This is a genomic window from Isoptericola sediminis (genome assembly GCF_013085345.1).
Classification (GTDB): Bacteria; Actinomycetota; Actinomycetes; order Actinomycetales; family Cellulomonadaceae; genus Isoptericola; species Isoptericola sediminis.
In genome coordinates this window covers 74,633-95,184 of record NZ_JABFAJ010000009.1, presented here as the reverse complement: position 1 = coordinate 95,184, position 20,552 = coordinate 74,633, and the positions used below count along the sequence as shown (strand labels likewise).

At 69.9% G+C, this 20,552-nt stretch carries 35 protein-coding genes; 33 read left to right on the top strand and 2 right to left on the bottom strand.

The features are described from left to right. Positions 1-8: 8 nt before the first annotated feature. The 30 genes from rplC to HLI28_RS04890 all read left to right on the top strand — a co-directional run bounded on the left by rplC (position 9) and on the right by HLI28_RS04890 (position 16,980). Complete coding sequence (gene rplC, locus HLI28_RS05035) at positions 9-662, top strand: 50S ribosomal protein L3 (RefSeq protein WP_171246411.1); 654 nt, start codon at positions 9-11, stop codon at positions 660-662. Between the two features lie 5 nt (positions 663-667). Further along, complete coding sequence (rplD, locus tag HLI28_RS05030) at positions 668-1,366, top strand: 50S ribosomal protein L4 (protein WP_171246410.1); 699 nt, start codon at positions 668-670, stop codon at positions 1,364-1,366. Next, on the top strand, positions 1,363-1,665 hold the full coding sequence (rplW, locus tag HLI28_RS05025) for a 50S ribosomal protein L23 (RefSeq protein ID WP_171246409.1): 303 nt from the start codon (positions 1,363-1,365) through the stop codon (positions 1,663-1,665). The genes rplD and rplW overlap by 4 nt, the downstream gene beginning before the upstream one ends. 31 nt (positions 1,666-1,696) lie before the next feature. Beyond that, on the top strand, positions 1,697-2,533 hold the full coding sequence (gene rplB, locus HLI28_RS05020) for a 50S ribosomal protein L2 (RefSeq protein WP_171246408.1): 837 nt from the start codon (positions 1,697-1,699) through the stop codon (positions 2,531-2,533). 15 nt (positions 2,534-2,548) lie between these two features. After that, on the top strand, positions 2,549-2,830 hold the full coding sequence (gene rpsS / locus HLI28_RS05015; RefSeq protein ID WP_171246407.1) for a 30S ribosomal protein S19: 282 nt from the start codon (positions 2,549-2,551) through the stop codon (positions 2,828-2,830). Positions 2,831-2,884: 54 nt separating this feature from the next. Then, positions 2,885-3,253 (top strand): 50S ribosomal protein L22, encoded by a 369-nt coding sequence (gene rplV / locus HLI28_RS05010; RefSeq protein WP_171246406.1) that lies wholly within the window; start codon positions 2,885-2,887, stop codon positions 3,251-3,253. Further along, entirely contained in the window at positions 3,253-4,086 is an 834-nt protein-coding gene (gene rpsC / locus HLI28_RS05005) for a 30S ribosomal protein S3 (protein ID WP_171246405.1), read from the top strand. The genes rplV and rpsC overlap by 1 nt, the downstream gene beginning before the upstream one ends. A gap of 3 nt (positions 4,087-4,089) precedes the next feature. Further along, positions 4,090-4,509: a 50S ribosomal protein L16 gene (gene rplP / locus HLI28_RS05000; RefSeq protein WP_171246404.1), complete on the top strand. Its 420-nt coding sequence runs from the start codon at positions 4,090-4,092 to the stop codon at positions 4,507-4,509. Next, a complete protein-coding gene (gene rpmC / locus HLI28_RS04995; protein ID WP_246246410.1) occupies positions 4,509-4,748 on the top strand; it encodes a 50S ribosomal protein L29 in 240 nt (79 codons plus the stop codon). The genes rplP and rpmC overlap by 1 nt, the downstream gene beginning before the upstream one ends. A 7-nt stretch (positions 4,749-4,755) precedes the next feature. Next, a complete protein-coding gene (gene rpsQ, locus HLI28_RS04990; RefSeq protein ID WP_171246403.1) occupies positions 4,756-5,040 on the top strand; it encodes a 30S ribosomal protein S17 in 285 nt (94 codons plus the stop codon). A 136-nt stretch (positions 5,041-5,176) separates the two neighbouring features. Beyond that, positions 5,177-5,545 carry a 50S ribosomal protein L14 gene (rplN, locus tag HLI28_RS04985; RefSeq protein WP_171246402.1) on the top strand — a complete coding sequence of 123 codons (369 nt, stop codon included), beginning with the start codon at positions 5,177-5,179 and terminating at the stop codon, positions 5,543-5,545. A gap of 2 nt (positions 5,546-5,547) precedes the next feature. Beyond that, a complete protein-coding gene (gene rplX, locus HLI28_RS04980) occupies positions 5,548-5,889 on the top strand; it encodes a 50S ribosomal protein L24 (RefSeq protein ID WP_171246401.1) in 342 nt (113 codons plus the stop codon). Continuing rightward, entirely contained in the window at positions 5,889-6,461 is a 573-nt protein-coding gene (gene rplE / locus HLI28_RS04975; protein ID WP_171246400.1) for a 50S ribosomal protein L5, read from the top strand. Before rplX ends, rplE begins: the two co-directional genes overlap by 1 nt. Before the next feature lies 1 nt (position 6,462). Beyond that, positions 6,463-6,648, top strand: coding sequence for a type Z 30S ribosomal protein S14 (locus tag HLI28_RS04970; protein WP_013837851.1), 186 nt, complete (start codon positions 6,463-6,465; stop codon positions 6,646-6,648). 77 nt (positions 6,649-6,725) lie between these two features. Continuing rightward, positions 6,726-7,124, top strand: coding sequence for a 30S ribosomal protein S8 (gene rpsH / locus HLI28_RS04965; protein WP_171246399.1), 399 nt, complete (start codon positions 6,726-6,728; stop codon positions 7,122-7,124). 20 nt (positions 7,125-7,144) lie between these two features. After that, positions 7,145-7,681: a 50S ribosomal protein L6 gene (gene rplF, locus HLI28_RS04960; protein ID WP_171246398.1), complete on the top strand. Its 537-nt coding sequence runs from the start codon at positions 7,145-7,147 to the stop codon at positions 7,679-7,681. Then, positions 7,681-8,052 carry a 50S ribosomal protein L18 gene (gene rplR, locus HLI28_RS04955; RefSeq protein WP_171246397.1) on the top strand — a complete coding sequence of 124 codons (372 nt, stop codon included), beginning with the start codon at positions 7,681-7,683 and terminating at the stop codon, positions 8,050-8,052. Before rplF ends, rplR begins: the two co-directional genes overlap by 1 nt. Positions 8,053-8,086: 34 nt before the next feature. After that, complete coding sequence (gene rpsE / locus HLI28_RS04950; protein ID WP_171246396.1) at positions 8,087-8,755, top strand: 30S ribosomal protein S5; 669 nt, start codon at positions 8,087-8,089, stop codon at positions 8,753-8,755. Next, on the top strand, positions 8,755-8,937 hold the full coding sequence (gene rpmD, locus HLI28_RS04945) for a 50S ribosomal protein L30 (protein WP_171246446.1): 183 nt from the start codon (positions 8,755-8,757) through the stop codon (positions 8,935-8,937). The genes rpsE and rpmD overlap by 1 nt, the downstream gene beginning before the upstream one ends. Positions 8,938-8,939: 2 nt before the next feature. Further along, complete coding sequence (rplO, locus tag HLI28_RS04940; RefSeq protein ID WP_171246395.1) at positions 8,940-9,416, top strand: 50S ribosomal protein L15; 477 nt, start codon at positions 8,940-8,942, stop codon at positions 9,414-9,416. Between the two features lie 339 nt (positions 9,417-9,755). Then, on the top strand, positions 9,756-11,054 hold the full coding sequence (secY, locus tag HLI28_RS04935) for a preprotein translocase subunit SecY (protein ID WP_171246394.1): 1,299 nt from the start codon (positions 9,756-9,758) through the stop codon (positions 11,052-11,054). 80 nt (positions 11,055-11,134) lie between these two features. Continuing rightward, on the top strand, positions 11,135-11,692 hold the full coding sequence (locus tag HLI28_RS04930) for an adenylate kinase (protein WP_171246445.1): 558 nt from the start codon (positions 11,135-11,137) through the stop codon (positions 11,690-11,692). A 24-nt stretch (positions 11,693-11,716) separates the two neighbouring features. Continuing rightward, complete coding sequence (gene map / locus HLI28_RS04925) at positions 11,717-12,607, top strand: type I methionyl aminopeptidase (protein ID WP_171246393.1); 891 nt, start codon at positions 11,717-11,719, stop codon at positions 12,605-12,607. A 223-nt stretch (positions 12,608-12,830) separates the two neighbouring features. Further along, positions 12,831-13,052 (top strand): translation initiation factor IF-1, encoded by a 222-nt coding sequence (gene infA / locus HLI28_RS04920; protein WP_020016137.1) that lies wholly within the window; start codon positions 12,831-12,833, stop codon positions 13,050-13,052. An 82-nt stretch (positions 13,053-13,134) separates the two neighbouring features. Then, positions 13,135-13,248: a 50S ribosomal protein L36 gene (rpmJ, locus tag HLI28_RS04915; protein ID WP_171246392.1), complete on the top strand. Its 114-nt coding sequence runs from the start codon at positions 13,135-13,137 to the stop codon at positions 13,246-13,248. Positions 13,249-13,408: 160 nt separating this feature from the next. Then, the gene (gene rpsM / locus HLI28_RS04910; protein ID WP_171246391.1) at positions 13,409-13,783 is read left to right on the top strand and encodes a 30S ribosomal protein S13; all 375 of its coding nucleotides are present in this window, start codon (positions 13,409-13,411) and stop codon (positions 13,781-13,783) included. Between the two features lie 80 nt (positions 13,784-13,863). Continuing rightward, entirely contained in the window at positions 13,864-14,268 is a 405-nt protein-coding gene (rpsK, locus tag HLI28_RS04905) for a 30S ribosomal protein S11 (RefSeq protein ID WP_171246390.1), read from the top strand. A gap of 137 nt (positions 14,269-14,405) precedes the next feature. Further along, a complete protein-coding gene (locus HLI28_RS04900; protein ID WP_171246389.1) occupies positions 14,406-15,419 on the top strand; it encodes a DNA-directed RNA polymerase subunit alpha in 1,014 nt (337 codons plus the stop codon). 76 nt (positions 15,420-15,495) lie between these two features. Beyond that, complete coding sequence (gene rplQ / locus HLI28_RS04895; protein ID WP_171246388.1) at positions 15,496-16,017, top strand: 50S ribosomal protein L17; 522 nt, start codon at positions 15,496-15,498, stop codon at positions 16,015-16,017. A gap of 138 nt (positions 16,018-16,155) precedes the next feature. Then, positions 16,156-16,980: an alpha/beta fold hydrolase gene (locus HLI28_RS04890; RefSeq protein WP_171246387.1), complete on the top strand. Its 825-nt coding sequence runs from the start codon at positions 16,156-16,158 to the stop codon at positions 16,978-16,980. Here the strand turns inward: HLI28_RS04890 and HLI28_RS04885 are convergent. Then, positions 16,867-17,661 (bottom strand): ROK family protein, encoded by a 795-nt coding sequence (locus tag HLI28_RS04885; protein WP_171246444.1) that lies wholly within the window; start codon positions 17,659-17,661, stop codon positions 16,867-16,869. The two genes, HLI28_RS04890 and HLI28_RS04885, sit on opposite strands and share 114 nt — an antisense overlap. On the opposite strand from HLI28_RS04885, the gene truA reads away from it, so the two are divergent. Continuing rightward, positions 17,654-18,565 (top strand): tRNA pseudouridine(38-40) synthase TruA, encoded by a 912-nt coding sequence (gene truA, locus HLI28_RS04880; protein WP_343035667.1) that lies wholly within the window; start codon positions 17,654-17,656, stop codon positions 18,563-18,565. The genes HLI28_RS04885 and truA overlap by 8 nt on opposite strands. Positions 18,566-18,802: 237 nt before the next feature. Here truA and HLI28_RS04875 read toward each other — a convergent pair whose 3' ends face one another. Next, positions 18,803-19,216, bottom strand: a complete 414-nt coding sequence (locus tag HLI28_RS04875; protein ID WP_171246385.1) for a DUF5709 domain-containing protein — start codon at positions 19,214-19,216, stop codon at positions 18,803-18,805. A gap of 252 nt (positions 19,217-19,468) precedes the next feature. On the opposite strand from HLI28_RS04875, the gene rplM reads away from it, so the two are divergent. After that, positions 19,469-19,918, top strand: a complete 450-nt coding sequence (gene rplM / locus HLI28_RS04870; RefSeq protein WP_171246384.1) for a 50S ribosomal protein L13 — start codon at positions 19,469-19,471, stop codon at positions 19,916-19,918. 29 nt (positions 19,919-19,947) lie between these two features. Beyond that, on the top strand, positions 19,948-20,436 hold the full coding sequence (gene rpsI, locus HLI28_RS04865; RefSeq protein WP_171246383.1) for a 30S ribosomal protein S9: 489 nt from the start codon (positions 19,948-19,950) through the stop codon (positions 20,434-20,436). Positions 20,437-20,552 lie beyond the last annotated feature (116 nt).

Genomic DNA, 20,552 nt, shown 5'->3' with positions numbered 1-20,552 from the left:
AAGAGATCATGACCAACCAGCAGAAGAACGTGACCGCGGTGCTCGGCACCAAGCTCGGCATGACGCAGACGTGGAACGAGGACGGCAAGCTCGTCCCGGTCACCGTCGTGGCCGTCCCCACCAACGTGGTGACGCAGGTCCGCAACGCGGACTCCGACGGCTACGCGGCCGTCCAGCTCGCCGCCGGCCAGATCGACCCGCGCAAGGTCACCAAGCCGCTCAAGGGCCACTTCGAGAAGGCCGGCGTCACGCCGCGCCGTCACGTGGCCGAGATCCGTACCGACGACTCCGCCGAGTACACGCTCGGCCAGGAGATCACCGCCGAGGCCTTCGAGGCCGGCGTGCTGGTCGACGTCGTCGGCACCACCAAGGGCAAGGGCACCGCCGGTGTCATGAAGCGCCACGGCTTCTCCGGTGTGGGTGCCTCCCACGGTGCGCACCGCAACCACCGCAAGCCGGGTTCGATCGGTGGCGCCGCCACGCCCTCGCGCGTCTTCCGCGGCATGCGGATGGCCGGTCGCATGGGCAACGCCCGCAAGACCGTCCAGAACCTGACCGTCCACGCGGTCGACGCGGAGAAGGGTCTGCTGCTCGTCACGGGCGCGGTCCCGGGCCCCAAGGGCGGCATCGTCCTCGTCCGTACCGCCGCGAAGGGAGCCTGAGACCGATGGCTAACCTGACCGTCGACGTGCTCGACGCCACGGGCAAGAAGGCCGGCACCGCCGAGCTCCCCGCCGAGGTGTTCGACGTCGCCACGAACGTCCCGCTGATCCACCAGGTGGTCGTCGCGCAGCGCGCGGCCTCCCGCCAGGGGACGGCCGCCACCAAGACCCGCGCCGACGTGCGCGGCGGTGGCAAGAAGCCCTACAAGCAGAAGGGCACCGGTCGCGCCCGCCAGGGTTCGATCCGCGCCCCGCAGTTCGCCGGTGGTGGCACCGTCCACGGCCCGCAGCCGCGCAAGTACGACCAGCGCACGCCGAAGAAGATGAAGGCCGCCGCCCTGCGCGGTGCCCTCTCCGACCGTGCCCGCGCCGGCCGCGTCCACGTGGTCTCCGGGTTCGGCATCGACGACAAGCCGTCGACGAAGGCCGCGCTCGGCACGATCTCGGCGCTCACCGACCGCACGCACGTGCTGGTCGTCACGGAGCGTTCGGACGAGCTGACCATCAAGTCGCTGCGGAACCTGGAGCAGGTCCACCTGCTGACCGCGGACCAGCTCAACACCTACGACGTCCTCGTCTCCGACGACGTCGTCTTCACCTCCGGTGCGCTCGAGGCGTTCCTGGCCGGCCCGGCGACGGGCAAGTCGGCCAAGGCCGTCGCGACCGAGACCGAGGCCGCGTCCGAGAAGGAGGCCACCAAGTGACCGCCGTGACGAAGGACCCGCGCGACATCCTGATCGCGCCGGTCGTCTCCGAGAAGTCCTACAACCTCCTCGACGAGGGCAAGTACACCTTCGTCGTGGACCCGGACGCCAACAAGACCGAGATCAAGATCGCGGTCGAGAAGGTCTTCGGCGTGAAGGTCGCCTCGGTGAACACGATCAACCGCAAGGGCAAGGCGCGTCGTACGCGCTTCGGCCTGGGCAAGCGCAAGGACACGAAGCGTGCGATCGTCACCCTCCGCGAGGGGTCGATCGACATCTTCGGCGGTCCGGTCGGCTGAGCCGCACGAGAGCAGATCGAGGACTACTTCCATGGGAATCCGTAAGCACAAGCCGACGACGCCCGGCCGCCGCGGCTCGAGCGTCGCCGACTTCGTCGAGGTCACCCGTTCGGAGCCGGAGAAGTCGCTGGTTCGTCCGCTGTCCAAGACCGGCGGCCGCAACAGCTCCGGCCGGATCACCACCCGGCACAAGGGCGGTGGCCACAAGCGCGCCTACCGCGTGATCGACTTCCGTCGTCACGACAAGGACGGCGTGCCGGCGAAGGTCGCGCACATCGAGTACGACCCGAACCGCACGGCGCGCATCGCGCTCCTGCACTACGCGGACGGCACGAAGCGCTACATCATCGCGCCGAACAAGCTCGCGCAGGGTGACACCGTCGAGGCCGGCCCCGGCGCCGACATCAAGCCCGGCAACAACCTGCCGCTGCGCAACATCCCGACGGGTACCGTCATCCACGCCGTCGAGCTCCGCCCCGGTGGCGGCGCGAAGATCGCCCGCTCCGCGGGCGCTTCGGTCCAGCTCGTCGCGAAGGACGGCCCCTACGGCCAGCTGCGCATGCCGTCCGGCGAGATCCGGAACGTGGACCTGCGCTGCCGCGCCACGATCGGCTGGGTCGGCAACGCCGAGCAGTCGAACATCAACTGGGGCAAGGCCGGCCGCATGCGGTGGAAGGGCGTCCGCCCGACCGTCCGCGGTGTCGTGATGAACCCCGTCGACCACCCGCACGGTGGTGGCGAGGGCCGCACCTCCGGTGGCCGCCACCCGGTGAGCCCCTGGGGCCAGCCCGAGGGCCGGACCCGTCGTCCGAACAAGCCCAGCGACAAGCTGATCGTCCGCCGTCGTCGCACCGGCAAGAAGCGCTGAAAAGGAGCCTGACAGATGCCTCGTAGCCTGAAGAAGGGCCCCTTCGTCGACGACCACCTGCAGAAGAAGGTGGACGCTCAGAACGAGAAGGGGACCAAGAACGTCATCAAGACGTGGTCCCGCCGGTCGGTCATCACGCCCGACTTCCTCGGCCACACCTTCGCCGTCCACGACGGTCGCAAGCACGTCCCGGTCTTCGTGACCGAGGCCATGGTGGGTCACAAGCTGGGCGAGTTCGCCCCCACGCGGATGTTCCGCGGCCACGTGAAGGACGACAGGAAGGGTCGCCGCCGCTGACCCCGGTCAGTCGGTAGCGACTCGGACTGTCTGAGAAAAGGAAGCAGGACAGCAATGGAAGCCAAGGCGCAGGCGCGGTTCGTCCGTGTCACGCCCATGAAGGCCCGGCGCGTCGTCGACCTCATCCGTGGCAAGCAGGCCGCTGAGGCCGTCGCGGTGCTGAAGTTCGCGCCGCAGGCGGCGAGCGAGCCCGTCCGCAAGGTGGTCGAGTCCGCTGTGGCCAACGCACGGGTGAAGGCCGACCGCGCGAACGAGCGCTTCGACGAGGCCGACTACGTGGTCTCGATGGCGTACGTGGACGAGGGCCCGACCCTCAAGCGGTTCCGCCCCCGTGCGCAGGGGCGTGCCAGCCGCATCCTCAAGCGCACCAGCCACATCACCGTGGTCGTCGCACCGCGCGAGCAGAAGGAAGGGGCCCGATAGTGGGGCAGAAGATTCACCCGCACGGGTACCGCCTCGGCATCACCACCGACCACCGGTCGCGCTGGTTCGCCGACAGCACCAAGCCTGGTCAGCGGTACCGCGACTACGTCCGCGAGGACGTCGAGATCCGCAAGCTCATGAGCACCGGTCTCGAGCGGGCCGGTATCGCCAAGGTCGAGATCGAGCGCACGCGTGACCGCGTCCGTGTGGACATCCACACGGCGCGTCCGGGCATCGTCATCGGCCGTCGCGGCGCCGAGGCCGACCGCATCCGCGGCGAGCTTGAGAAGCTCACGGGCAAGCAGGTCCAGCTCAACATCCTCGAGGTCAAGAACGCCGAGATCGACGCGCAGCTCGTCGCGCAGGGCATCGCCGAGCAGCTGGCGAGCCGCGTCTCCTTCCGTCGCGCCATGCGCAAGGGCATCCAGTCCGCGCAGCGTGCCGGCGCGAAGGGCATCCGGGTCCAGGTCTCGGGCCGTCTCGGCGGCGCCGAGATGAGCCGGTCGGAGTTCTACCGCGAGGGGCGCGTGCCGCTGCACACCCTGCGCGCGAACATCGACTACGGCTTCTTCGAGGCCCGCACCACCTTCGGTCGCATCGGCGTGAAGGTCTGGATCTACAAGGGCGACCTCACCGAGAAGGAGTTCGCCGCACAGCAGGCGGCCGCCGCGCCCCGCCAGGGCCGTGGCCGTGGTGGCGAGCGTCGTGGTGGTCGTCGCAACGACCGCAACGAGCGTCCGTCGCAGCCGAGGCAGCAGAACGCTGCCGAGGCGTCCGACGCGCCGGCCCCGGCCGACCAGGCCGCGGCCCCCGAGTCCGGAACGGAGGCCTGAGTCATGCTGATCCCGCGCAGGCTCAAGCACCGCAAGCAGCACCACCCGAAGCGCTCCGGCGTGGCCAAGGGTGGCACCACGATCTCCTTCGGCGACTACGGCATCCAGGCTCTCGAGCCCGCCTACGTCACGAACCGCCAGATCGAGGCTGCTCGTATCGCGATGACCCGCCACATCAAGCGAGGCGGCAAGGTCTGGATCAACGTCTTCCCGGACCGCCCGCTGACCAAGAAGCCGGCTGAGACCCGCATGGGTTCCGGCAAGGGCTCGCCCGAGTGGTGGGTCGCCAACGTCAAGCCCGGCCGCATCGTCTTCGAGCTGGCCGGCGTCCCCGAGGACTTGGCACGCGAGGCCCTGCGCCGCGCGATGCACAAGCTTCCGATGAAGTGCCGTTTCGTGGTGCGCGAAGGTGGTGCGAACTGATGGCTATCGGTACCCAGGGCCTGGCCCCCGCCGACCTCGACGGCTTCGACGACGAGACCCTCGTCGCGAAGCTCAAGGAGCAGAAGGAAGAGCTCTTCAACCTTCGCTTCCAGGCCGCCACCGGCCAGCTCGAGTCGCACGGCCGCCTCAAGGCGGTCAAGCGCGACATCTCGCGGATCTACACGGTCCTGCGGGAGCGCGAGCTCGGCATCCGTACGGCCCCGAGCGTGAGTGAGTGAGGCACTGATGAGCGAGAACACCGAGACGGTGACCACCGAGGAGCGGTCCAGCCGCAAGGTGCGCCGCGGCTACGTCGTCAGCGACAAGATGGAGAAGACCATCGTCGTCGAGGTCGAGGACCGCAAGAAGCACCCGCTCTACGGCAAGGTCATGCGCCGCACGAACAAGGTGAAGGTGCACGACGAGGAGAACACCGCGGGCCGCGGCGACCTCGTCGTCATCATGGAGACCCGCCCGCTGTCCGCGACCAAGCGGTGGCGCCTGGTGGAGATCCTCGAGAAGGCCAAGTAAGCACAGACCTTCCTCGGTGGGGGCCGCGGTGTGACACACGTATGCGCCGGGTCCCCACCACAGCAACTATCCGTTCGGCCAGGCTCGTCCGGGACCTCCCGGGCAGAGAACCAGCTCGACGACAGGAGATCAATCGATGATCCAGCAGGAGTCGCGACTGCGAGTCGCCGACAACACGGGTGCGAAGGAGATTCTCACCATCCGTGTTCTCGGTGGCTCCGGCCGTCGCTACGCCGGTATCGGCGACACCATCGTCGCCACCGTCAAGGACGCGATCCCGGGCGGCAACGTGAAGAAGGGCGACGTCGTCAAGGCCGTCATCGTCCGGACCGCCAAGGAGCGCCGTCGTCCCGACGGTTCCTACATCAAGTTCGACGAGAACGCCGCTGTCATCCTCAAGGGCGACAGCGACCCCCGTGGAACCCGCATCTTCGGCCCGGTCGGGCGTGAGCTGCGTGACAAGAAGTTCATGAAGATCATCTCGCTGGCTCCGGAGGTGCTCTGACCATGGCGAAGATCAAGAAGGGCGACCAGGTGATCGTCACCGCAGGTCGCGACAAGGGCAAGACGGGCCGCGTGCTCGAGGTGCTCAAGGACTCCGACCGCATCGTGGTCGAGGGCATCCAGCGCGTGACCAAGCACGTGAAGGCCGGCCAGTCGGCTCGCGGCACCCGCACGGGTGGCCTCGAGACCGTCGAGGCACCGATCCACGTGTCGAACGTGATGCTGGTCGACCCCGAGACGAAGAAGCCGACCCGTGTGGGCTTCCGTCTCGAGGAGGTGGAGCAGGACGGCCGTACCCGCACGGTGCGCGTCCGCTACGCCAAGCGCTCCGGGAAGGACATCTGATGACCGAGACGACTCTCGAGGCCCCGGCCCTGCCGCGCCTCAAGCAGAAGTACCGCGAGGAGATCCTCTCCGCCCTCAAGGACGAGTTCGACCACCAGAACGTCCAGCAGGTCGCCGGCCTCACGAAGGTCGTCGTCAACATGGGTGTCGGGGACGCCGCGCGCGACTCCAAGCTCATCGAGGGCGCCATCCGCGACCTGACGGCGATCACCGGCCAGAAGCCGGCGATCAACCGTGCCAAGAAGTCCATCGCGCAGTTCAAGCTGCGTGAGGGCATGCCGATCGGCGCGCACGTCACCCTCCGCGGTGACCGCATGTGGGAGTTCCTCGACCGCCTGCTCTCGATCGCGCTGCCGCGCATCCGCGACTTCCGCGGTCTGAGCCCGAAGCAGTTCGACGGCCACGGCAACTACACGTTCGGTCTCACGGAGCAGTCGATGTTCCACGAGATCAACCAGGACAAGATCGACCGTGTCCGGGGCATGGACATCACGATCGTGACGACGGCGACGACCGACGACGAGGGCCGCTCCCTGCTGCGCCGTCTCGGTTTCCCCTTCAAGGAGAACTGATATGGCGAAGAAGGCCCTGATCAACAAGGCGAACGCCAAGCCGAAGTTCGCCGTGCGTGCCTACACCCGGTGCCAGCGGTGCGGGCGTCCGCACTCGGTCTACCGCAAGTTCGGCCTGTGCCGGATCTGCCTGCGGGAGATGGCCCACCGCGGCGAGCTCCCCGGCGTCACCAAGAGCAGCTGGTAAAACAACTACGCCGTAGGTCCGTGCGGCGCCCACCGCGGCGCCGCACGGATACCCCGGCGAGGAAGGGCTAGAGCCCGATGACTATGACCGACCCGATCGCAGACATGCTGACGCGTCTGCGCAACGCGAACTCGGCGCACCACGACACGGTCACCATGCCGTTCTCGAAGCTGAAGTCGCGCATCGCGGAGATCCTGCAGGCCGAGGGTTACATCAGCGGCTGGACCGTCGAGGACGCCCGGGTGGGCAAGGACCTCACCCTGACCCTCAAGTACGGCCCGAGCCGTGAGCGCGCGCTCACCGGCGTGCGCCGTGTGTCCAAGCCCGGCCTGCGCGTCTACGCGAAGTCCACCAACCTCCCGAAGGTCCTCGGTGGCCTCGGCGTGGCCATCCTGTCCACCTCCTCCGGCCTCCTGACCGACCGTCAGGCGCAGGACAAGGGTGTGGGCGGCGAAGTCCTCGCCTACGTCTGGTAATCCGGAAAGGAGAGACGCCCATGTCTCGAATCGGCAAGCTCCCCGTTCCGGTCCCGTCCGGCGTGGAGATCACCATCAGCGGTGCGCTCGTGACCGTCAAGGGCCCGAAGGGCACCCTGGAGCACACGGTCGCCGCACCGATCACCGTCGAGCAGACCGAGGACGGCCTCAAGGTCTCGCGTCCCGACGAGGAGCGCGAGTCGCGCTCGCTGCACGGCCTGACCCGCACCCTGCTGTCGAACATGGTCACCGGTGTGACCAACGGCTACGAGCGCAAGCTCGAGATCGTCGGCACCGGTTACCGCGTCGTGGCCAAGGGGCAGGACCTCGAGTTCGCGCTCGGGTTCTCGCACCCCGTCAAGGTCACGCCGCCGGAGGGCATCACCTTCGCGGTGGAGAGCCCCACGAAGTTCTCGGTCTCCGGCATCGACAAGCAGCAGGTCGGCGAGGTCGCCGCGAACATCCGCAAGATCCGCCGCCCCGAGCCCTACAAGGGCAAGGGTGTGCGGTACGCCGACGAGGTCGTCCGTCGCAAGGTCGGAAAGGCTGGTAAGTGATGGCTCTCAAGGTTCTCGGCAAGGGCAAGAGCGTCGCTCGTCAGCGTCGTCACCTTCGCCTGCGCAAGAAGATCAAGGGCACCGCGGAGCGTCCCCGCCTCGTCGTGACCCGTTCGTCGCGTCACATGGTGGCGCAGGTCGTGGACGACACGGTCGGCAAGACCGTGGCCTCCGCCTCGACGCTCGAGGCCGACCTGCGCGCGATGGACGCCGACAAGACCGCCAAGGCCCGCAAGGTCGGCGAGCTCGTCGCCGAGCGTGCGAAGTCTGCCGGTGTCGACGCCGTGGTCTTCGACCGTGGCGGCAACAAGTACCACGGTCGGGTGGCTGCGGTCGCCGACGGCGCGCGCGAAGGCGGTCTGGCGCTGTGATGACCACGTTCGCACGGAAGATGAGGATCCTCTGATGGCTGCAGGGCAGCGCAACACCGGCGCCCCCCAGGGCGCCAACGAGTCCAAGAACGACGGTCGCCGCTCCAACCGGCGCGACGACCGCCGCAGCAACAACCGCGGTGACGACCGGAACGCCTTCGTCGAGCGCGTGGTGACGATCAACCGCGTCGCCAAGGTCGTCAAGGGCGGCCGCCGCTTCAGCTTCACCGCGCTGGTCGTGGTGGGCGACGGCGACGGCACCGTCGGTGTCGGCTACGGCAAGGCGAAGGAGGTGCCCTCGGCGATCGCCAAGGGTGTCGAGGAGGCGAAGAAGAACTTCTTCCGCGTCCCGCGCATCCAGGGCACCATCCCGCACCAGGTCCAGGGCGAGGAGGCGGCCGGTGTCGTCTTCCTGCGTCCGGCCTCCCCGGGTACCGGTGTGATCGCCGGTGGTCCGGTGCGTGCCGTGCTGGAGTGCGCCGGCATCCACGACGTGCTGAGCAAGTCGCTCGGTTCGTCGAACGCCATCAACATCGTGCGCGCCACCGTCGCGGCCCTGAAGGGTCTCGAGGAGCCGGCGGCCGTGGCGGCTCGCCGCGGTCTGCCGCTCGAGGACGTCGCACCGGCTCCGCTGCTCCGCGCCCAGGCCGCCGGCCGGGCCGAGCAGGCGGAGAAGAAGTCCGACGAGAAGGTGGGTGCGTGATGGCCCGTCTCAAGGTCACCCAGGTCAAGTCCGCCATCGGCGGCAAGCAGAACCAGCGTGACACGCTGCGGTCCCTCGGCCTCAAGCGGATCGGCGACATCGCCGTGAAGGAGGACCGTCCGGAGATCCGTGGCATGGTCACCACGGTGGCGCATCTCGTCACCGTCGAGGAGGTCGACTGATCATGGCCGACAGCACCAAGGACAACGGCGCGCAGTCGAAGCCGCTCAAGGTCCACCACCTGCGTCCGGCCCCCGGCGCCAAGACCGCCAAGACCCGTGTGGGTCGCGGTGAGGCGTCGAAGGGTAAGACGGCGGGTCGCGGTACCAAGGGGACGAAGGCTCGTTACCAGGTGCCCGCGGGCTTCGAGGGCGGGCAGATCCCGCTCCACATGCGGCTGCCGAAGCTGCGTGGCTTCAAGAACCCGTTCCGCGTCGAGTACCAGGTCGTCAACCTGGACAAGCTCGCCGCGCTGTACCCGGAGGGGGGCTCCGTCACGGTCGACGATCTCGTCGCCAAGGGCGCGGTCCGCTCCGGTCAGCCGGTGAAGGTTCTCGGCACGGGCGAGATCACCGTCAAGCTGGACGTCGCGGTCGACGCGATCTCCGGCTCCGCCAAGGACAAGGTCCTGGCGGCCGGCGGCTCGGTCTCGGAGGACTGAGGTCCGTCGCAGGGCCGGTGGCGCAGTCGCGCCACCGGCCCTTGCGCGTTCCTCGGGGTGGGGGTGACGATCACCTCGAGGAGCGACGTCCCGGGAGTCGGATTGTCCTGGTCTGCTACCTTCGACCGGGATCAGTGGTCCAGATCACTCACCGGGACACGTAGAATCCGTCACGGTCCGTTTCTGCACGCCCCGCGTGCCGAGGTGTCGGAGCATCCCGGCCGGACCACGACCGAGTCGGCGTCTCGACGTCGCGGGGCCGTCCCGCGGGCGTCGCGCGCCACACCTCGTCGGGCGACCGGCGACACGACATCCCGCCCCGGCGGGTCAGGAGGATAGGTGCTCAGCGCATTCGGCCGGGCTTTCCGGACACCGGACCTGCGGCGCAAGCTGCTGTTCACGATCGCGATCATGGCGCTGTTCCGCGTGGGGTCGTTCGTCCCGACGCCGGGCGTCGACTACGGCAACGTCCAGCAGTGCGTGGCCTCCCTCGAGGACAGCACCTCGCTGCTCGGTCTCGTCAACACGTTCAGTGGTGGCGCACTCCTGCAGCTGTCGGTGTTCGCGCTGGGGATCATGCCCTACATCACCGCCAGCATCATCACGCAGCTCCTGCGCGTGGTCATCCCGCGGTTCGAGGCCCTCCACAAGGAGGGGCAGTCGGGTCAGGCGAAGCTGACGCAGTACACCCGCTACCTGACGATCGCCCTGGCCATCCTGCAGTCGACCACCATCGTCACCACGGCCCGCACCGGGCTGCTGTTCCCGGGCTGCAACCTCGACGTCGTGGTCGACGACCGGTTCGTCACCGCCGCCCTCATGGTGATCACCATGACGGCCGGCACCGGTCTCGTGATGTGGCTCGGCGAGCTCATCACCGAGAAGGGCATCGGCAACGGCATGTCCCTGCTGATCTTCACCTCGATCGTGGCGAGCTTCCCGACGGCCCTCTGGTCGATCGCCGGCGGTGCCAACGGCGCGCTGAACTTCATCATCATGATCGCGGTGATCGTGCTGGTCATCGGCATGGTCGTGTTCGTCGAGCAGTCCCAGCGCCGCATCCCGGTGCAGTACGCCAAGCGGATGGTCGGGCGCCGGATGTACGGCGGCACGAGTACCTACATCCCGATCAAGATCAACATGGCGGGCGTCATCCCGGTCATCTTCGCGGCGTCGATCCTCGCGATCCCCGCCCTGATCGCCCAGTTCGGCGACCAGACGGCGGACTGGGTCGTGTGGGTCTCGAACAACCTGGCGCAGCAGGACCAGCCGCTCTACGTCGCGCTGTACATCGCGATGATCATCTTCTTCGCCTTCTTCTACACGTCGATCACGTTCAACCCGGACGAGGTCGCGGACAACATGAAGAAGTACGGGGGCTTCATCCCCGGCATCCGTGCCGGGCGCCCCACGGCCGAGTACCTCGACTACGTGATCACCCGCATCACGTCGGCCGGCTCGCTGTATCTCGCCATCGTCGCGCTCATCCCGACGTTGGTGCTGGTGTTCCTCGGCGTGACCACGAACATCCCGTTCGGCGGGACGTCGATCCTCATCATCGTCGGTGTTGGGCTGGAGTTCGTGAAGCAGGTGAACTCCCAGCTCCAGCAGCGCCACTACGAAGGGTTCCTCCGTTGACCGAGACGACCACCCCGACCACCCGTCGCGAGCTGCACGGCTCCCAGCGTCCCGAGGCACGGGTGACCCGCCTGGTGATCATGGGACCGCAGGGCGCGGGCAAGGGCACCCAGGCCGCTCGGCTCGCCGAGGTCTTCGGGATCCCCGCCATCTCGACGGGTGACATCTTCCGGGCGAACATCAAGGGCGGCACCGAGCTCGGCCGGCTCGCGCAGGAGTACTCCTCGAAGGGCGAGCTCGTCCCGGACGAGGTCACGGACTCGATGGTGCGCGACCGGCTCGGGGAGGACGACGTCAAGGGCGGGTTCCTGCTCGACGGCTACCCCCGCAACGCGCACCAGGTGGAGGCCCTCGACGAGATCCTCGGTGAGCTCGACTGGGAGCTGGACGGGGTCATCGAGCTGACGGCCGAGCGCGAGGAGCTGCTCCAGCGCATCTCGAAGCGCGCCGAGGTCGAGGGTCGCGAGGACGACACGCCGGAGGCGATCGCCCGCCGGCTGGACATCTACGAGGCCGAGACCGCCCCGCTGACCGCTGCCTACGCCGAGCGCGGCCTGCTGGTGCAGGTGGACGGCATCGGTGAGATCTCGGAGGTCACCGACCGGATCGTCACCTCGCTCGAGCAGCAGTTCGGCTGACGGGCAGCGAGCAGGCTGACCGAGGTGTTCCGTTCCCGTCCCCGGATCGAGCTGAAGTCGCGCGACGAGATCCTCAGGATGCGTCGCGCCGGCCTGGTCGTCGCCGACACGCTGGCGCAGGTGCGCGCCGCCGCCCGCCCCGGGACGTCGACGGCGGAGCTCGACCGTGTGGCCGCCGACGCCATCGCGGCGGCCGGGGCGTCGCCGTCGTTCCTCGGGTACCACGGCTTCCCGGCGACGATCTGCACGTCGGTGAACGACGAGGTCGTCCACGGCATCCCCGGCCCGCGGGTGCTGGCGGTCGGGGACCTGGTGTCCGTCGACTGCGGCGCGATCGTCGACGGCTGGCACGGCGACTCCGCCATCTCCTTCCAGGTCGGCCCGGACGGGGCGCTCGGCCCCGACGAGGCCGGTGCGGTGGAGCTCGACGCCGACGACGCCGCGCTCGTGCGGGCGACGCGCAGCGCCATGTGGGCGGGTATCGCCGCCCTGGCCTCGGCACGGCGTGTGGGGGAGGTCGGCGACGCCGTCGAGATGGCCGCCGAGACGGCGGGCGACCTCGCGGGCACGTCCTACGGCATCGTCGAGGAGTACACGGGCCACGGGATCGGTACCGCGATGCACCAGCCGCCCGAGGTCCTCAACTTCCGGGCGACGGACCGCGGCCCCCGCGTGCGCCCCGGCCTGTGCCTGGCGGTCGAGCCGATGCTGACCCGGGGGTCGGAGGTCACCCGCGTGCTGGGTGACGACTGGACGGTCGTGACCGGTGACGGCTCGCGGGCTGCGCACTGGGAGCACACGGTCGCGGTGCTCGAGGACGGGATCGCCGTGCTCACCGCCCCGGACCTCGGCCGTGCCGGTCTGGCGCCGTTCGAGGTCGTCCCCGTCGACCTCGACGGCCCGGCCCCGGTGTGACGTACGCCAGGCTTGCCAGGTCGCATCGATGGGGTACGATATTTAGTCGGGTGTAGTCCGTTCGTGTGCCCCGTCCCCCGCTCGTCGAGAGCGACGGGGCGCGGCCCTGGCCAACGGAAGCACGCGATCCACGTCCTCGCGAGATCCGTCTCGTGCCCCGACCGCGGTCGGACGGGCGTGGCTGCAGTCCGTCGAAAGACACAGACGAGAGTTAGCGGAGGACATGGCAAAGAAGGACGGTGTCATCGAGATCGAGGGCAGCGTGATCGAGGCGCTGCCGAACGCGATGTTCCGCGTGGAGCTGAGCAACGGTCACAAGGTCCTCGCCCACATCTCGGGCAAGATGCGGCAGCACTACATCCGGATCCTCCCCGAGGACCGCGTCGTGGTGGAACTCAGCCCGTACGACCTGTCCCGTGGCCGGATCGTCTACCGCTACAAGTAGTCGTCATCCCCCCACCCGATCGACATCGCCGCGCGAGCGTCCGGCCCTGGTGGCCCGGGCGTCCGGCGGCAGAGGAACACTGATGAAGGTCAAGCCGAGCGTCAAGAAGATCTGCGACCAGTGCAAGGTGATCCGCCGGCACGGTCGCGTCATGGTGATCTGCTCGAACCAGCGCCACAAGCAGCGCCAGGGCTGATCACGCCCGTCGCCGCGCCGTCCTCGGACGCCGTGGCTCAGCGCACCATCACGGAGCCGCTCATCGAGCGGCCGAACCTCCGGTCCAGGGGCCGGGGCCCGCGGTCCTCGCGGGAGGGTGGTGCGGCAGACCTCTGGACGAAGGACAGGAGTCGCCAGCAATGGCACGTCTGATCGGCGTCGACCTCCCGCGCGAGAAGCGGGTCGTCGTCGCACTCACCTACATCTACGGCGTCGGGCGCACCCGCGCCGAGCAGACCGTCGCGGCCGCCGGGATCTCCCCGGACACGCGCGTGAAGGACCTCGGCGACGCCGAGCTCGTCGCGCTGCGCGACCACCTCGAGGGCAGCTACCAGCTCGAGGGTGACCTCCGCCGCGAGGTCGCGGCCGACATCCGCCGCAAGGTGGAGATCGGTACCTACCAGGGTCTGCGTCACCGTCGCGGACTGCCGGTGCGTGGTCAGCGCACCAAGACCAACGCGCGTACCCGCAAGGGCAAGAAGCGCACCGTCGCGGGCAAGAAGAAGGCCCGCTGACGTCAGCAGTCCGTGGAGCGGGTCAGCACCGCTGACCCTCGCCCCGGTCCGACGACCTCAGACCAGGAGTATCAACGCATATGCCTCCCAAGTCCCGCTCGACCGCCGCGCGCAAGCCGCGTCGCAAGGACAAGAAGAACGTCCCGCACGGCCAGGCGCACATCAAGAGCACCTTCAACAACACGATCGTGTCGATCACCGACCCGTCGGGCGCCGTGATCTCGTGGGCCTCCGCCGGCCACGTCGGCTTCAAGGGCTCCCGCAAGTCCACGCCGTACGCCGCCCAGCTGGCCGCCGAGTCCGCTGCGCGCCGTGCCCAGGACCACGGCGTCAAGAAGGTCGACGTCTTCGTCAAGGGCCCGGGCTCCGGTCGTGAGACCGCGATCCGCTCGCTCCAGGCGACCGGTATCGAGGTCGGCTCGATCCAGGACGTCACGCCCCAGGCGCACAACGGCTGCCGTCCCCCGAAGCGCCGCCGCGTCTGACCCCTCGAACCGACCGGGCCTCGTGCCCGGTCGGTTCCAGCCCTGCCCGGGCGGGTGGACCGAGTCCCGTCCGGACCGCGTAGACCGCGGATCCGTGATGCGTCATATGGCGGACGCACACTGAAAGGACCATCACAGTGCTCATCGCACAGCGCCCCTCGCTGACCGAAGAGGTCATCTCGGAGTACCGTTCGCGCTTCTCCATCGAGCCGCTCGAGCCCGGCTTCGGCTACACGCTCGGCAACTCGCTGCGTCGCACGCTGCTGTCGTCCATCCCGGGCGCGGCGGTCACCTCCATCCGCATCGACGGTGTGCTCCACGAGTTCACCACCGTGCCGGGTGTCAAGGAGGACGTCACCGAGATCATCCTCAACATCAAGAACCTCGTCGTCTCGTCCGAGAACGACGAGCCGGTCGTGATGTACCTGCGCAAGCAGGGCGCCGGTGCGGCGACCGCGGCGGACATCGTCCCGCCCGCGGGCGTCGAGGTGCACAACCCCGACCTGCACATCGCCACGCTCAACGACGAGGGCCGGCTCGAGATCGAGCTGACCGTCGAGCGGGGTCGTGGCTACGTGTCCGCCGCGCAGAACAAGACCCTGGACGCCGAGATCGGTCGGATCCCCGTGGACTCGATCTACTCGCCCGTCCTCAAGGTCACGTACAAGGTCGAGGCGACCCGTGTCGAGCAGCGCACGGACTTCGACAAGCTGATCGTCGACGTCGAGACGAAGAACGCGATCGCCCCGCGCGACGCGCTCGCCTCGGCCGGCAAGACGCTCGTCGAGCTGTTCGGCCTGGCCCGCGAGCTGAACGTCGAGGCCGAGGGCATCGAGATCGGCCCGTCGCCCACGGACTCCGCGCTGGCCGCGGACCTGGCGCTGCCGATCGAGGAGCTCAACCTCACGATCCGTTCGTACAACTGCCTCAAGCGCGAGGGCATCCACCAGGTCGGTGAGCTCGTGGCGCGCAGCGAGGCGGACCTGCTCGACATCCGCAACTTCGGTGCCAAGTCGATCAACGAGGTCAAGGAGAAGCTCGCGGAGCTGGGCCTTGCTCTCAAGGACTCGCCGCTCGACTTCGACCCCTCGGCGCAGTACTTCGCCGGCGGGGACGACGAGACCTCGTACACCGACGAGCAGCCGTACTGACGCACCGCGCCCGCAGCGGCACCGCTCGACATGACGGGGCCGCGCGGCGTGGAACGACACCCAAGGAGAACCAGTTATGCCTACCCCCACCAAGGGTCCGCGGCTCGGCGGGAGCCCGGCGCACGAGCGGCTGATGCTCGCGAACCTGGCGACCGCCCTCTTCGAGCACGGCCGCATCACGACCACCGAGACGAAGGCCAAGCGCCTGCGCCCGGTCGCCGAGCGTCTGATCACCTTCGCCAAGCGCGGTGACCTGCACGCCCGTCGCCGCGTCCAGCGGGTCGTGCGCGACAAGTCCGTCGTGCACACGCTGTTCACCGAGATCGCGCCGGCCATGGCCGAGCGCAACGGTGGCTACACGCGCATCACGAAGGTCGGCAACCGCAAGGGCGACAACGCCCCCATGGCGGTCATCGAGCTCATCACCGAGCCCGTGAGCCCGAAGCAGGCCGTCGTCAAGGAGGCCACGAAGGCCGCCGAGAAGTCGGCCGCCTCGAAGAAGGCCGACGACAAGCCCGCCGACACCACGGAGGAGACGAAGGCCGCCGAGGCGACCGAGTCCACCGAGGCGACGACCGAGGAGAAGAAGGAGGACTGACGTCCTCCGGCTTCCCGGCCGGCTGCACGCACGAGGGCCCCGCACCGACGGTGCGGGGCCCTCGTCGTGCTCACGGTGCCACCCGTCGACCGCGACGCCCGCCGCGTGCGCCCGGCGGCGCCTGGTTACGGTGGGGACATGCTCCCGGTGGTCCTCCTGCACGGCTCCCGCACGTCGCGCACGATGTGGCGCAGGCAGCTGGCGACGCTCGCCGCGGCCGGTATCCCCGCCGTCGCGCCGGACCTGCCGGGCCACGGCGCGCGGCGGGGGACACGGTTCACGCTGGACGGTGCGATCGCCACCGTGCGCGACGCCGTCGACGACGTCGGCGGTCGGGCCCTCGTGGTGGGCCTGTCCCTCGGCGGGTACGTCGGGATCGAGCACCGTGCCCGGCACCCCGAGCAGGTCGCCGGACTCGTCGCGGCGTCGTGCTCGACGGACCCCGCCTCTCCGTTGCGTGCCGGGTGGCTCGTGCTGGCGCGCCGGATCGAACGGTGGGGGGACAGCGGCGCGCACCTGAACGACACCTTCGTGCGCGCCCTGGTCGACCCGGAGTCCGCCGTCGACCTCGCGGCGGGAGGCTTCGCGCTCGACGTCATGGGCGACGTGCTCGAGGAGGTCGGCCGCATCGACGTCCGGGAGGCGCTGCGGCGGGCCGACAGCCCGGTCCTCCTCGTCAACGGGCAGTGGGACCACTTCCGCGGTCAGGAGCGCTCGCTGCTCGCCGCGGCGCGGTCGACCGGGGCGGACGCCCGGCTGGTCGTCGTGCCGCGGGCGAAGCACCTGGTGAGCCTGGACGCCCCGGTGGCCTTCTCCCGGGTGCTGCTCGAGGCGCACGCCGCGGCGCGCTCAGCCCTCGGCGAGGTCCCAGGCCCGGACGCCGCCGACCAGGGCGGCCGTGTTCGGGACCACGACGACGTCGTCGCCCAGCCGCGCGAGCGCCGCCGGGCCCAGGCACCGTGAGTTGCCGCCGCCGAGGTACAGGCGGTCCCACCAGAACACGGGGCGCAGCCCCTCGACGACGGTGACCACCCGGCGCGACCACAGGCCGTTGCCGAGCCGTCGCCGCTCCGGCTCACCCACGTACTGGTCGTACGTGGTGCCCCGGCGCAGGGGCGCCCGGGACCACTCCAGGTGCGGCGCCAGCCGGCCGCCGTCGAAGAGGGCGGACCCGAGGCCGGTGCCGAGGGTGAGCACGAGCTCCACGCCGCTGCCGGCCACCACGCCGGCACCGTGCAGCTCGGCGTCGTTGAGGACCAGCGTGGGCACGTCGAGGCGGGCGTGCAGGGCGGCCCGCAGGTCGACGTTGCGCCACCGGTCCACGAGGTCGGGGTCCACCCGGGACCGGGGTCCGGACCGGGTCACGTAGTGCGGGGTGTGCACCACCACGCCGTGGCGGATCATCCCGGGCAGGCCCACGGTGGCCCGCTCGGCCCGCGGGAGGGCGGCCGCGATGTCCGCGACGGTGTCGACCAGCAGGTCGGGCGGCAGCGGGTAGGGCGTCGGCACGCGCACGGGGTCGGCGTGCGCGGTGCCGGCGTCGTCGAGCACGGTGGCCTTGATGCCGCCGCCGCCGCAGTCCACGGCGAGAGTCATGAGGTCGGGCACGGGACCATCATCCGGGCACAATGGCCGGGTGAGCATCACGAACGCGCCGGAGGTCGAGGACGGGACCGTGCGGGTCCGCCTCGACATCGCCTACGCCGGCACGCACTTCGCCGGCTGGGCCACCCAGCCCGGCCTGCGGACCGTCCAGGGCGTCCTGGAGGAGGCGCTCGCGACGATCCTGCGCACGGGCCCGCTGGAGCTGCCGTGGCCGCGCCTCACCGTCGCCGGCCGGACGGACGCGGGCGTGCACGCCCGTGGTCAGGTGGCCCACGTGGACGTGCCGCGCGACCGGTGGGACGCCATGCCGGGACGGTCGGACCGGGAGCCGGAACGGGCCCTGGTCGACCGCCTCGCCGGGGTCCTGCCGGCCGACGTCGTCGTGCGGGAGGCCGAGGTCGCCCCGCCCGGCTTCGACGCCCGCTTCTCCGCCCTGTCACGGACCTACCGCTACCGCATCGCCGACGAGCACGTGCTGCGCGATCCCCTGCGGCGCGAGTCCGTGCTGTGGCACCGGCGACCGCTGGACGTGGCGGCCATGGACGAGGCGGCGCGGCCCCTGACCGGCCTGCACGACTTCGCGGCGTTCTGCAAGCCGCGCGAGGGCGCGACCACGATCCGCGAGCTGACGCGGTTCGCCTGGTCCCGTCCCGAGGACGGCCCCGACGCCGGACTGGTCGTCGCCGAGGTCGTGGCGGACGCGTTCTGCCACTCGATGGTCCGGGCGCTGGTGGGCACGTCGCTCGCGGTGGGGGAGGGTCGGCGGCCCGCGGCCGACGCCGCGTCCGTGCTCGCCGCCGGCGACCGGGCCGCCGCCGGTGCCGTCGCCCCGGCGTGCGGGCTGACCCTGGAGCACGTCGCCTATCCGGTCACCGCCGAGCTCGGCCTGCGCGCGCGACGGATCCGGGCCCGTCGTCGGCCGGACGAGGTCGGGCCGCGCTGAGCGACCTTTTCACCCCCGGCTTCACCCGACGGACGCGACCCCCGTGGTCCCGCGCTGCGTAGGCTGGAAGCGGACTCGACGCCGCGACCGAGGAGACTCCGTCCGGCCAGAGCTCCGGGGATGGTCGACTGGGGGAGCCCGTCCTCCGGGGGCATCGCGACCCCGGCTGCGCGCACCGGCGTGCCGGGGTCGCGCTGTTCCCTCATGGTGTCGTGCGGCGTGGCTCGCGGTGCGGGCCTACGGCTCCTCGACCCAGTGCACGGCGGCCTCCTCGGCGCTCGCACCCGCCCCGTCGACGCCGGCGTCGGTGCCGTACAGGTCGTTGGACCGGTAGCCGTCCTGGCTGGGGTCGGCGTCGTCGTCGGCCACGATTCGCCCGGCCCGCGTGGTGTCGGGGTGGGTCAGCGGGTCGCGCTCCCAGTCGTCGGGCTGCTCCTCCGCCAGCCGCTGGTCCAGCGGCTCACCCGTGATCTCCTCCCAGGCCGTCTCGCCCCAGTGGTTCGCCCGCGGTCGTTCGGGCGGGGAGTACCCCTCGTCGAGGATGTTCTCGGTACCCCGGTCGAGCAGGGTGTCCTCGGCCGACAACTGGTCGTTGTCGCCCTCGGCCAGGGTCTCCGGGTCGGGTCTGGTGCCCGTCGTGTCCTCGCTCATGCCTTCTACCGTGCACCCCCGCACCGAAGTCTGCAGCCCGGACCGGACGTGACCGAGGTCGCTTTGCCCTCGCTGGAACGCACCGCTAAACTGAACAGTCGTTGTGCTATGCCCCAGCGTCCGCGTAGTCGGCGATCCCACCGCCAGACCGCGCACGGCCAGGACGCCTCCGGGGCACCCGCGCACAACAGCTGTCTTCATCGGGCGGCGCTTCTCGCCCGACGACACCGAACATGAAAAGGTGACGCAACCGTGCGTACTTACACCCCGAAGCCCGGCGACATCCAGCGTGACTGGTACGTCGTCGACGCCTCTGACGTCGTGCTGGGCCGTCTGGCCAGCCAGGTCGCCACGCTCCTGCGCGGGAAGCACAAGCCGACCTTCGCCCCGCACGTGGACGGCGGCGACTTCGTCGTCGTCATCAACGCGGACAAGGTGGCGCTCTCCGGCAACAAGCACGAGAAGAAGCGGGCCTACCGCCACTCCGGATACCCGGGTGGCCTGAGCTCCATCTCGTACGGCGAGCTGCTCGAGAAGGACCCCGAGCGGGCCGTCGAGAAGGCCGTGCGCGGCATGCTGCCGAAGACCAAGCTCGCCCGCGAGCAGCTCAAGAAGCTGAAGGTCTACCGCGGCGCGGAGCACCCGCACGCGGCGCAGCAGCCGAAGCCGTTCGAGATCACCCAGCTGTCGCAGCAGGCCTGAGCCGCTGCCCGTTGAGCGAAGGAATACCTGTGGCTGACACCACCGTCGACACCGAGCTGGACGAGAACACGCCCAGCAACTACACCACCGAGACCGAGGCCCCCGTGGCCAACAGCGGTCAGTCCATCACCGCCCCGGGCCAGGCCCTCGGCCGCCGCAAGGAGGCCGTCGCGCGCGTCCGCCTCGTGCCGGGTTCCGGTGAGTGGAAGATCAACGGTCGCACCCTCGAGCAGTACTTCCCGAACAAGGTGCACCAGCAGCTCGTCAACGACCCGCTGAAGCTGGTCGAGGTCGAGGGCCGCTTCGACGTCATCGCCCGCATCGGCGGCGGTGGCCCCTCGGGCCAGGCCGGTGCGCTGCGTCTCGCGATCGCCCGCGCCCTGAACGAGATCGACCGCGAGGCCAACCGTGCCGCCCTCAAGAAGGCCGGCTTCCTCACCCGCGACGACCGCGCGGTGGAGAGCAAGAAGGCTGGTCTCAAGAAGGCCCGCAAGGCCCCGCAGTACTCGAAGCGCTGATCGCCGACGCTTCACCCGTACGGCCCCGTCGGTCCGCCCGACGGGGCCGTTCGCGTGCCCGGCGACCCCTCGTCGCCGGGACCGGCGCGGCGGACCCCGCCACGCCGACTAGGATC

Coding starts and splice junctions, on each gene's coding strand:
- rpsS (WP_171246407.1), top strand. CDS start 2,549: ATGCCTCGTAGCCTGAAGAAGGGCCCCTTCGTCGACGACCACCTGCAG.
- HLI28_RS04930 (WP_171246445.1), top strand. CDS start 11,135: ATGGGACCGCAGGGCGCGGGCAAGGGCACCCAGGCCGCTCGGCTCGCC.
- rpsE (WP_171246396.1), top strand. CDS start 8,087: ATGGCTGCAGGGCAGCGCAACACCGGCGCCCCCCAGGGCGCCAACGAG.
- rplC (WP_171246411.1), top strand. CDS start 9: ATGACCAACCAGCAGAAGAACGTGACCGCGGTGCTCGGCACCAAGCTC.
- rplX (WP_171246401.1), top strand. CDS start 5,548: ATGGCGAAGATCAAGAAGGGCGACCAGGTGATCGTCACCGCAGGTCGC.
- rpmC (WP_246246410.1), top strand. CDS start 4,509: ATGGCTATCGGTACCCAGGGCCTGGCCCCCGCCGACCTCGACGGCTTC.
- rplN (WP_171246402.1), top strand. CDS start 5,177: ATGATCCAGCAGGAGTCGCGACTGCGAGTCGCCGACAACACGGGTGCG.
- rpmJ (WP_171246392.1), top strand. CDS start 13,135: ATGAAGGTCAAGCCGAGCGTCAAGAAGATCTGCGACCAGTGCAAGGTG.
- rplO (WP_171246395.1), top strand. CDS start 8,940: ATGGCCGACAGCACCAAGGACAACGGCGCGCAGTCGAAGCCGCTCAAG.
- rplF (WP_171246398.1), top strand. CDS start 7,145: ATGTCTCGAATCGGCAAGCTCCCCGTTCCGGTCCCGTCCGGCGTGGAG.
- rpsM (WP_171246391.1), top strand. CDS start 13,409: ATGGCACGTCTGATCGGCGTCGACCTCCCGCGCGAGAAGCGGGTCGTC.
- rplV (WP_171246406.1), top strand. CDS start 2,885: ATGGAAGCCAAGGCGCAGGCGCGGTTCGTCCGTGTCACGCCCATGAAG.
- infA (WP_020016137.1), top strand. CDS start 12,831: ATGGCAAAGAAGGACGGTGTCATCGAGATCGAGGGCAGCGTGATCGAG.
- rplD (WP_171246410.1), top strand. CDS start 668: ATGGCTAACCTGACCGTCGACGTGCTCGACGCCACGGGCAAGAAGGCC.
- rplQ (WP_171246388.1), top strand. CDS start 15,496: ATGCCTACCCCCACCAAGGGTCCGCGGCTCGGCGGGAGCCCGGCGCAC.
- rpsK (WP_171246390.1), top strand. CDS start 13,864: ATGCCTCCCAAGTCCCGCTCGACCGCCGCGCGCAAGCCGCGTCGCAAG.
- HLI28_RS04970 (WP_013837851.1), top strand. CDS start 6,463: ATGGCGAAGAAGGCCCTGATCAACAAGGCGAACGCCAAGCCGAAGTTC.
- HLI28_RS04890 (WP_171246387.1), top strand. CDS start 16,156: ATGCTCCCGGTGGTCCTCCTGCACGGCTCCCGCACGTCGCGCACGATG.
- HLI28_RS04875 (WP_171246385.1), bottom strand. CDS start 19,216: ATGAGCGAGGACACGACGGGCACCAGACCCGACCCGGAGACCCTGGCC.
- rplE (WP_171246400.1), top strand. CDS start 5,889: ATGACCGAGACGACTCTCGAGGCCCCGGCCCTGCCGCGCCTCAAGCAG.
- rpmD (WP_171246446.1), top strand. CDS start 8,755: ATGGCCCGTCTCAAGGTCACCCAGGTCAAGTCCGCCATCGGCGGCAAG.
- rpsQ (WP_171246403.1), top strand. CDS start 4,756: ATGAGCGAGAACACCGAGACGGTGACCACCGAGGAGCGGTCCAGCCGC.
- rpsH (WP_171246399.1), top strand. CDS start 6,726: ATGACTATGACCGACCCGATCGCAGACATGCTGACGCGTCTGCGCAAC.
- HLI28_RS04885 (WP_171246444.1), bottom strand. CDS start 17,661: ATGCTCACCCGGCCATTGTGCCCGGATGATGGTCCCGTGCCCGACCTC.
- rplP (WP_171246404.1), top strand. CDS start 4,090: ATGCTGATCCCGCGCAGGCTCAAGCACCGCAAGCAGCACCACCCGAAG.
- rplR (WP_171246397.1), top strand. CDS start 7,681: ATGGCTCTCAAGGTTCTCGGCAAGGGCAAGAGCGTCGCTCGTCAGCGT.
- rplB (WP_171246408.1), top strand. CDS start 1,697: ATGGGAATCCGTAAGCACAAGCCGACGACGCCCGGCCGCCGCGGCTCG.